Source organism: Acinetobacter sp. V91_7, from assembly GCF_031799075.1.
Classification (GTDB): domain Bacteria; phylum Pseudomonadota; class Gammaproteobacteria; order Pseudomonadales; family Moraxellaceae; genus Acinetobacter; species Acinetobacter calcoaceticus.
Window position 1 is genome coordinate 216,771 of record NZ_JAVQNT010000045.1, and the last position, 9,294, is coordinate 226,064.

The following is a 9,294-nucleotide window of genomic DNA, read 5'->3' on the forward strand; positions in this document are numbered from 1 at the left end:
ATGAGTGATAATCGTGTTGAGACTCGAGTCAACTTTGATGAGATGAATGATCGCATTAGGTTTGAAGTAAGACGCACGATTAACGCTCTTACTTTGCGCTTACAGCGGATTGTTCAGGAAGACATGTTGAGTGGCCAACGGCTTAATGTACAGTCTGGCCGCTTACGTGGATCCGTTTCATCTAAAGTGGATGAGAATAAAGATTCGATAGAGGGGACGGTGGGAGCTGGTGGTGCATTGGTACCTTATGCACCTGCACATGAGTTTGGTTTAAATGGATCTATGGGGGTGAAAGCTCACCTTAGAACAATAAAACAGGCTTTTGGCCGACCCATATCGCCAGTTCAAGTCAATATTAAAGCCCATTCAAGAAACGTCAGATTTAGGGAGTTGCGTTTCATGCGTGATTCACTGGATATGGTAGCCAAGATTGTTCCGAAAAATATTGATGCAGCAATTGAGCGAGGTATAGCAGGTGGATAGCGAAGCAATCTATCAAGCGTTATTTGATCGGTTAAGTACAAATGTAGAAGGATTGATTACGGTAAGTCGCCGTTTACGTCATTTTAACCATGTAACACCAGAACAGCGCCCAGCCATGTTTATTACACAAGGCAACCAGCAAGAAGTACCGGTACATGGTTTAGATTCAAAAGTTGAACTTGCTGCCGAGGTTTATCTCTATATCCATGAGTCTGATAGAGATAAACCACCATCATCACAGATGAATATTTTCATCGATCGTGTACGTGAAGCTATTCAGCCAGACCATCCAGAATTTAGCGAATATCAAACCTTAGGTGGTTTGGTGGAACATTGCTGGATCGAAGGCACAGTTGAAGTATATGAAGCAGTAGAAAACATGCTAGATGATCAGGCGATTGCGATTATCCCTATCCGGATCCTCACAACTAACTAACAAAACATTTAATTAATGACCGCCTCTATGGCGGTTTTGTCATTTTAGAGAGGTCAAAATAAATGGCTCAATATTTATTTGGTGCCGGCAAAATCTTTGCTACACCGATTCAAGACGTTTATGGGCAGCCGATTAGTAATCCCACACCAGTTGAAGTAGGGGTATTGCAGTCGGTAGGTGTCGATATTAGTTTCGATTTAAAAGAACTCTTTGGTCGTGGGCAGTTCGCTGTAGATGCTGCACGTGGTAAAGGATCTATTAAAGGTAAAGCATCGTTTGGGCGTATTAACGGAACATTGCTAAATTCTATTTTCTTCGGTGGCGTTGTTGCAGAAGGTGGAATCGAGACGGTATCCCAAACCATCAATGGTGAAACTATTCAAGCAGGCGGCTTGGTTACACCTGTAGTTCCAAATGCTGGCACTTTTGTTAAGGATTTAGGTGTTACTGATGGGAAGGCTATTCCGCTTAAACGTGTAGCTTCAACACCAACGGCAGGGCAATACAGCGTTGATAACGTGACAGGAGCATATACTTTTGCTACAGCCGATGTTGGCAAGATTGTATTCATTAGCTTCCGATATTCCGCGACAGTTGCTGGTGGTAAGTCAATCACTGTATCTAACTTAGATATGGGTTATACACCTGAATTTGCCTTGGATCTTCAGCGTGATTACAAGGGTAAGTTCATGCACATGAATTTCTATCGCTGTACCAGTAACAAACTTGGATTCAGTTCAAAACAGGACGATTACGACATTCCTGAGTTTGAATTTCAGCCTATGGCTGATGATCTTAACCGTGTTTTCAAAATCGATTTATCGGAGTAATACCAGATGCAATTTAAGCAAGTTGAAAACCCTCGTGGTAATAGTAAAGAAATTGATGGTCAGACTTGGATTTTTGCTCCGGCTCCATTGGGTACGCTTGAGCGATTTGAAGAACAATTGAAATCAAATAATGTCCCTGTCTCGGTAATTATTGATATGGCGCATGTTTGTTTAAAGCGAAATTATCCAGATATTACCCGTGAATATGTTTCGGATGAGCTCTTAGATATGGCTAACATGGAAGAGGTTTTATCAATAGTAACTAAAACCTCTGGTTTGGAATATACAGGTACAGCTAAACCAGCAGGTGAATCTTCGGGGGAATAAACTGGGAGGAGCTGTACACGCATTTAGTGCTGACTATGGGTAAAGATTACGACTATGTACGTAATGAAATTGATTTACCTAGATTAAGAGCACTAAGTGCGTATCAGCAAAGTAACCCTCCCGCACATATTGGAATACAACGTCTTTGCCGTATCTTGGAAGCTTTCGCTGGAATTGAGGAGACAGACCCAGCAATAACCATCTCAGACGATGACGAAGACGATATGCTGGAAGTATTAGAAAGTTTCCCACAGGGTGGTTAAGGCCGCCCTGACTTATCTGGATATGACAAAATGTAATCGGTTTGTTAAATTATGCTTACTTTATAACAACCGGTGAATTCATGAAAAAGTTTTTCAAGTGGGTGCTGATTCTATTTATAGGTTTTTTTCTTTTGGGTGTTATTCTTAATTTGTTAGGTGTAAAGGGTAGCAGTTCTGAAAATAAAGCTAAAAATAGCACTAGTGAAACAAAAGATTCGAAGTGGCAATATCAAGAAGATATTTCCAAAATGACAGATAAAAAAAATGTCTATGTTACTTTAAAATCTGATTCTATCTGGATGAAGAATAGTGACCCATCGCAGGCGGTTATTCCTGATTTAACCTTTAGATGCCAAGATGAATCGATTGATGTAATTTTATCTACTCAAACACCTTTAAGTCCTGAGTATGGAAATGCATTAGGTAAAACAATTAAAGCAAGACTAGATAACCAGAAAGCCTTTAATATTTCATTTAGTAATGGACAGGGGTCTTATACAACTTTCTTTGCAGAAAAGCCAAAACAACTAATTGAGAAACTAAAAGGCCATAATAAATTATTACTTGAGGTAAATATTCACCGCCAAGGCCCATTTGTTATCGAGTTTAACCTTGATGAATTTGAAAAGAACATAGATCCAGTAAAGAAAGCTTGTAAATTCTAGCTTAAAGCACCTTAGGGTGCCTTTTTAATAATCTAAAAACCACCTTTTCGGGTGGTTTTTTTATGCCTAAGAGGTTCGTATGGCAAATAACAACCGCGTTGAAGTCCATGTGGGTGCAAAAACATCCGAGCTTAAAAAGGGTATGGATGATGCTGAAAAAATAGTAACTGAATCAGCCAAGGAAATTGAAAACACAACCAAAGGGGTGAAATTTAAGTTTGACCTTTCAGGTGTTAAACGACAGTTCGATGATGTTTCTAAGTCAATTTCAGAAGGCTTTAGCAACCAAATTAGTGAAGCATTCGGCGGTTCAAAAATAGGTTCAGCATTTGATGGTATTACTTCCAAGTTAGGAGCTCTACGTGGCGGTGCACTGGTTGCGGCTGGGGCAGTTGCGGGTTTAGCTGTGGGAGGAGCAGCAGTAGCTGCTGCAGGTATGGCGACGCTAGCAATTGAAGTTGCCAATAATAATGTTGAACTCGCAAGATTTTCAGCTCTGGCGAATACTTCGATACAAACATTTCAGGGATTATCTGGCGCAGCCCAAACTTTAGGGTTTTCCCAAGAAAAAGTCTCAGACATGATGAAAGACTTCAATGAAAAACTTGGAGAATTTGCATCTGTAGGTTCTGGTGGTGCAATGGACTTTTTTGAGCAAATTGCCGTTAAAACAGAAGGTGGTGCGGCAGGTGCGAAAAAGCTTGCTGAAGAAATGTCCAAGATGGATGGCGTGGAGGCATTACAAACGTATGTTGATAAGCTGGAAGAAGCTGGAGTCAACCAGCAGCAAATGTCATTTTATTTAGAAAGTATGGGATCTGATCTTACAGCTATGATTCCGATTTTGCAGGATGGCGGTAAGCTTTGGAAAGAATACCAGTCTGCCATGGAAGAAGCAGGGATTATTACGGGTGAAGAGGCAATTCAAAAATCCATTGAATTAAAGGCTCAAACCGAAGTACTTCAAATGCAGTACACCGGTTTAAAAAATCAATTGGCTCAAGCAGTGATGCCCGCTTTAAGCGGTGTTATTAGTCATTTTATGAATGGCACCATAAAAGGTGGAGCATTTACCGGAGTTATTCAGACCTTAGGCTCAGTTGCTAAAGGCGTGGCAGTTGTTATTGTTGGGCTTGGAGCTGGATTACAAAATCTTGTGCGATTAATGTCTGGTGTGATGAGTAACCTAAGGACCATTGGAAGTACCGCCGTAAACTTTGTAAATGCGGATGGGATTCTGGCTAAAGGTAAGGCTCTGGCGGGTGGTGTTAAGGCAATCTGGACTGAAACCAAAGATACGGTGGTTGATATTGCTGGTACCACCAAAGCCGCAATTAATTCCGCATCAAATATCTTCAGCGGAACTCCCTCATTTGATCGCTTATCCCAAGCTAAAATTGATATTCAAAATGCTCAACTAGGTGCTAGAGGTGGCAGTAAAGGGGTTACTTTTGGTATCGGACAAAATAAGGCACTCAATCCAGATGGAGGTAAGTCGGATAAGGCAAAGCAGGGCAAATCCGATGCTGTGCGTCAAGCTGAACAGGCAGCTAAAGCACTGGCTGATATTCGGTATAAATATGCTTCCGAAGAAAAGAAAGTCGCTTTAGATCTGCAAAAGGCATTGGATGAGATTGAAAAATCTAAGATGACTGCCGATGAAAAAGCCGCTGCAAAAGTTAAGGCCGAAAAGGATGCTTCAGACAAGATCATTACTATCCGTTTAAAAGAGTTTGAGGAATACAAAAAAGCTCGTGAAGAACAGATCGACAATTATCAGCAACAAAATCAAAGAATGTATGAACTTGAGATGGCGCGTATTCAAGCAGAATATGATGCCAAGAAAATTTCAAATGTTCAGAAAATTCAATTGGAGAAGCAACAGGAAGATAAGCTGCGTGAAATTAAGTTAAAGGGTCTTAGGGAGCGTTTAGCACTAGAGAATGAGCAAACCAGTATTACTGGTAAGCAAGGTAATCAAAACCAAATCACAAACAACATGTCTGATTTAGAGACAGATCAGAAAGTTGCTGACACCAAGTCTATGGGCTTAATTAGTGATGCGGAAATGAAAGACTTTGAGGCTAAGTTCGGCGGCTTCACTTCTCGACTCTCTAACCTTTGGGATCAAGGCATTCAATCTTTAATGAATGGCACTCTAACATGGAGTAATGCCACTAAAGCAGTTTTAGCTGATATGGGTGCATTTGCATTGCAATCAGCAACTAAAGAGCTTCAAGGCTGGCTCAGAATTCAAGCGATTAAGTTAGCTCGTAAGCTTGGGTTTGTCGGGGCAGAAACAGCGGCCGAGGCCTCTGGTCAGGCTGCACAAACAGGTGCAACGATCGCAGGTGAAGCAACACGTACCAGTGTAACTGCTGCGGGTGGTATAGCTCGTTTGGGCTTAAAGGCAGCCGAGGCAATCAAGGGCATTATGATGTCGGCGTGGGAGGCTATGGCGGGCGCATTTAAAGCTATGGTTGCTATTCCATACATTGGTCCTATTCTCGCCGTTGGTGCCGGTGCGGCTGCATTCGGTTTAGTGGCAGGCTTAGCGGGTAAGATTAAATCTGCTCGAGGCGGTTATGACATCCCATCCGGTGTGAATCCAGTGACCCAGCTTCATGAAGATGAAATGGTTTTACCTTCACAACATGCAAATACCATTCGTGAAATGGGTAAAGCCATGCGTAGTGGTGCAAGTTTTGGAGCAGCTGCAGCAGCTGAAGGCGGCGGATCTGGGGCGACCATAAATATTAATACACTCGATGCCAAGAGTATTCAGCGATTGTTTAAGAATAATGGTCGTGCGGTTGCTGGTGGTCTGCAAAGCTATGCACGTGGATTCGGTAAGAATGGTAAATAAGGGGGTGTAAGTGTCAAACGTTTTATTTCCAGAATTACCCGGTCTTGAATGGGATACCTCACTTACTCCCATGTTCAATACAAAGATCATGACTTCAATTAATGGCCGAGAGCTCCGTGCGAGCTTTCAGGCCGCACCAAAATATGAAATCTCGTTGTCTTACGCATTCTTGCGTGAAAATAAGGGGAGAAAGGAGTTGCAGCAACTTCAAGGGTTTTATTTAGAGCGCCGTGGGGCTTTTGATTCATTTCTTTACAAGATGCCGGATGATAATGAATTTAATTGCACATTTGTTGGGGATGGGGCTGCAACTTCATTCCAGTTATACAAGGATATGCATACGAGCCAATTGCCCTTAGGTAACACACAAGAGCAAATCATAGGTGAAGTTAATCCTAATATGTGGAATCAAGTTCCTGTAAAAACTATGTGGAACTCAAACCAAGAAAAACCGATGTGGAATAACTCATCAGCTCAAGTAACGAGTGACGGTAAATATGTACTTTCACAGCCGATCGAGGAAGGAGTAGAAGTGACTGTAACTGGTACTTTTTACTACCGTTGCCGTTTTAAAGATGACACCCAGCAATACGTCAACTTTATGCATAAGCTCTGGAAGGCTGGAAAGGTTGAGTTAATCGGATCCTTGGGGACTAAGATATGAGACAAGCATCACCTCAATTAATTGCCCTGTTAGATGCTGATCAATTTATCATGGCAGACCTATACACCATCACAACCATACAGGGCATTGAATATCGTTATACAAGCTATGACGTCAATTTGACGGTACAGGGCAAAGAATTTCGTGCTGATGGTCCAGTTATAAGCCGAGATGGAATAAGCCTTTCTTTGGGGATTGAGGTGGACAATTTATCTATCACGATTGAAACAAATGAAAGCACCAAATTTGGCGATGTTCCTGTAGCTCAAGCTTTTCATAATGGCATATTAGACGGTGCACGATTTAAGTTGGAACGCATATTCATGGATATGCACACACCTACTGATACAAGTGCCGGCACTTTGGTTTTATTTGAAGGCCGTATTGTTGAGCCCGAACTTGATCGCTATGTAATTAATGCAAGTGTGGTTTCTGATGTAGACAATTTAAAACTTCAAATGCCACGGAATTTATATACACCAGGATGCTTAAATACTTTGTTTGATAGCGCATGTGGACTACTAAGTGCGGATTTTGCTGTAAATACGACTATTGGAGCTAATAGTACGCCTAGTCGAATCCTATGTGACTTAAGCCAGCCTCAGGGCTGGTTTACACAAGGTGTTGTAGAGTTTTTAGAGGGTGCAAATATCGGTATTAAACGTACTGTGCGCTTACATGAAGCAGGGTCATTGCTCTTAACTTTACCGCTTTTAGAAATGCCTGACATCGGTGAAGCAATCCGAGTTTATCCGGGTTGTGATAAGCGACTTGATACATGTTCCAACCGTTTTAACAACCGTGCTCGTTTCCGTGGTGCGCCGTTCGTTCCAGTTCCTGAAACATCAATTTAGTTTTTAAATTTAACCCAAGCCCTGCGATTGCAGGGCTTTTTATTTGGGGGTAGAAATGCCTTTACCTAATGCCGACCAGTTTGTTGGTCAAAATGTTACTGAATCCGGCTTTAAAGAAGCCCAAACTCAACTGATTCGGTTTCTAGGTGATGAAGTTCCAACTAATGAACAATTAGTTAATATCTTTGCCACAAAGGAACTTGCTGACTCTAAAACTGAATTGATGCCTATTGATTATAAGGTGACAGTTAGCAATGATCCTGATGAAACAAAAAATGGGGATTACACGTGGAACGGAACGGAATTAGTTAAAAGTCCTTACGATCCTGTCACAATTTCAAATGGTTACACCAATACTAAAGTTGATGCTGTTAGTGCTGCAATCACTTTAAAAAAAGCAAATGACCCAACCATTTTTAATATTGTTAATGATTCTCTTGGCAATTCATTGGTATGGATCGATAAAGCCACAGGTATTTTTAATGCAGTCGGACTTCTACAAAATATTTTCACCCGTATTTTTCAACTGAAGTCTTATAGCAACACTGATGTAATTGCCGGCGAAGTTGATTCTGAAGGAAATGCTTTATGGGGCATCAAAAAGTCAACTGGTAAATTTTTTGCTGCTGGTTTAGAGCCTTCATCAGTCCAACAAAAAACATATAAGTATTTTGAACAAAAGCCTATTGCTGCTGAAATTAATCACATGCTGAGCTACGGTGAGTCTTTATCTGTAGGTGCCACAGCCCAAAATATTTTGAGCACGTCACAGCCTTATCTAAATACAACATTTAGTAAAGGTCCACGTTTGGATCCGCTTGGTTCTGGTGAAACGTTAGGAATTATCCCTTTAGTTGAGCAATATAATAGCCCAGCTTCAGATGGCGGTGGGAACCGAGGGGAAACTCATTGCTCTGGTGCCGCAAACTATGCATCTCTTGAATTAATTCGCAAAGGTATAAGTCCAAACGAACATATTATCTTTGCTTCTACAGCAGGATATGGTGGTGCCAAAATTTCTGATTTAGCAAAGGGCGGTGCTATCTATCCGCGCGTATTAAATCATATTAACAAAGCAAGAGAGCTTAATGCTGGCAAATCCCATAAAGCAGTTTTTACGCCGTTTATAATTGGAACCAATGACGCTTATTACGCTACTAGTTACGTAAGTTTTAAAAATACCTTTCAGCAGGTCCATTTAGACTTTAATGCCGATGTAAAAGCCTTAACAGGGCAAGATGAAGATGTGCTTTTTGCAATTGTTCAGATTAGTTACGGGGTTAAAACACAACCGCAAATATCTAAAGCTTTATGGGATCTGCCTCAAGAAAATGAAAATTTTTTATTTATAACCCCTACATATCATCTTCAACATTCTGAAGGCACTCATTTAACTAATATTGGCTACAAACGTTTAGGTGCTTATTTTGGCCGAGCATACAGTCAGTATTATACGGAAGGGCGATATCCAGATTGTATAAAACCACTTGCTGCATTAGTTGAGGGCAGCAAAATCCAAATTAAATTTGATGTTCCAGCCTTACCGTTGCAGGTTGACCGGACGACATTAGCACAGACGACTGATGATGGATTTAAAGTACTTCTGCTTGATGAAAACGGTCTGATTGCTACCGATACCAATGGCGATGAAATAGCCCTTCCGATTTTAAAAGTGTCAGCAGAACATGATTCTGTTTTTTTAGAACTTAATGCACCACCTACAAATCAAATACTTGTCCGCTATGCAATGGACTATCTAGGTGCTGGTTTAAATATTCTTAACGGTGCGAGTGGGAACCTGCGAGATTCTACCCCCGATTCAGTTGATATAGCTGGTGTGACTCAACACTTGTACCACGTTTGCCCACATTTCGAGTTAATTGCCAATTTAGATAAAGGAATTTAA

10 protein-coding genes are annotated in these 9,294 nt (G+C 41.1%); all 10 read left to right on the top strand.

Going from position 1 to position 9,294, the window contains the following annotated elements:
* On the top strand, positions 1–483 hold the full coding sequence (locus RMB03_RS20725; protein ID WP_311077429.1) for a hypothetical protein: 483 nt from the start codon (positions 1–3) through the stop codon (positions 481–483).
* A complete protein-coding gene (locus RMB03_RS20730) occupies positions 476–919 on the top strand; it encodes a hypothetical protein (RefSeq protein WP_311077430.1) in 444 nt (147 codons plus the stop codon). The genes RMB03_RS20725 and RMB03_RS20730 overlap by 8 nt, the downstream gene beginning before the upstream one ends.
* A 62-nt stretch (positions 920–981) precedes the next feature.
* Positions 982–1,749, top strand: a complete 768-nt coding sequence (locus RMB03_RS20735) for a hypothetical protein (protein WP_311077432.1) — start codon at positions 982–984, stop codon at positions 1,747–1,749.
* Positions 1,750–1,755: 6 nt separating this feature from the next.
* Positions 1,756–2,076 (top strand): hypothetical protein, encoded by a 321-nt coding sequence (locus RMB03_RS20740; protein WP_311077433.1) that lies wholly within the window; start codon positions 1,756–1,758, stop codon positions 2,074–2,076.
* Between the two features lie 35 nt (positions 2,077–2,111).
* The gene (locus tag RMB03_RS20745) at positions 2,112–2,339 is read left to right on the top strand and encodes a hypothetical protein (protein WP_311077472.1); all 228 of its coding nucleotides are present in this window, start codon (positions 2,112–2,114) and stop codon (positions 2,337–2,339) included.
* An 80-nt stretch (positions 2,340–2,419) separates the two neighbouring features.
* Positions 2,420–3,004, top strand: a complete 585-nt coding sequence (locus RMB03_RS20750; RefSeq protein ID WP_311077434.1) for a hypothetical protein — start codon at positions 2,420–2,422, stop codon at positions 3,002–3,004.
* Between the two features lie 79 nt (positions 3,005–3,083).
* On the top strand, positions 3,084–5,870 hold the full coding sequence (locus RMB03_RS20755) for a phage tail protein (RefSeq protein ID WP_311077435.1): 2,787 nt from the start codon (positions 3,084–3,086) through the stop codon (positions 5,868–5,870).
* A 10-nt stretch (positions 5,871–5,880) separates the two neighbouring features.
* Positions 5,881–6,534, top strand: a complete 654-nt coding sequence (locus tag RMB03_RS20760) for a DUF2460 domain-containing protein (RefSeq protein ID WP_311077436.1) — start codon at positions 5,881–5,883, stop codon at positions 6,532–6,534.
* Positions 6,531–7,388, top strand: coding sequence for a DUF2163 domain-containing protein (locus RMB03_RS20765; RefSeq protein ID WP_311077437.1), 858 nt, complete (start codon positions 6,531–6,533; stop codon positions 7,386–7,388). The genes RMB03_RS20760 and RMB03_RS20765 overlap by 4 nt, the downstream gene beginning before the upstream one ends.
* Before the next feature lie 55 nt (positions 7,389–7,443).
* Positions 7,444–9,294 (top strand): hypothetical protein, encoded by a 1,851-nt coding sequence (locus RMB03_RS20770; protein WP_311077438.1) that lies wholly within the window; start codon positions 7,444–7,446, stop codon positions 9,292–9,294.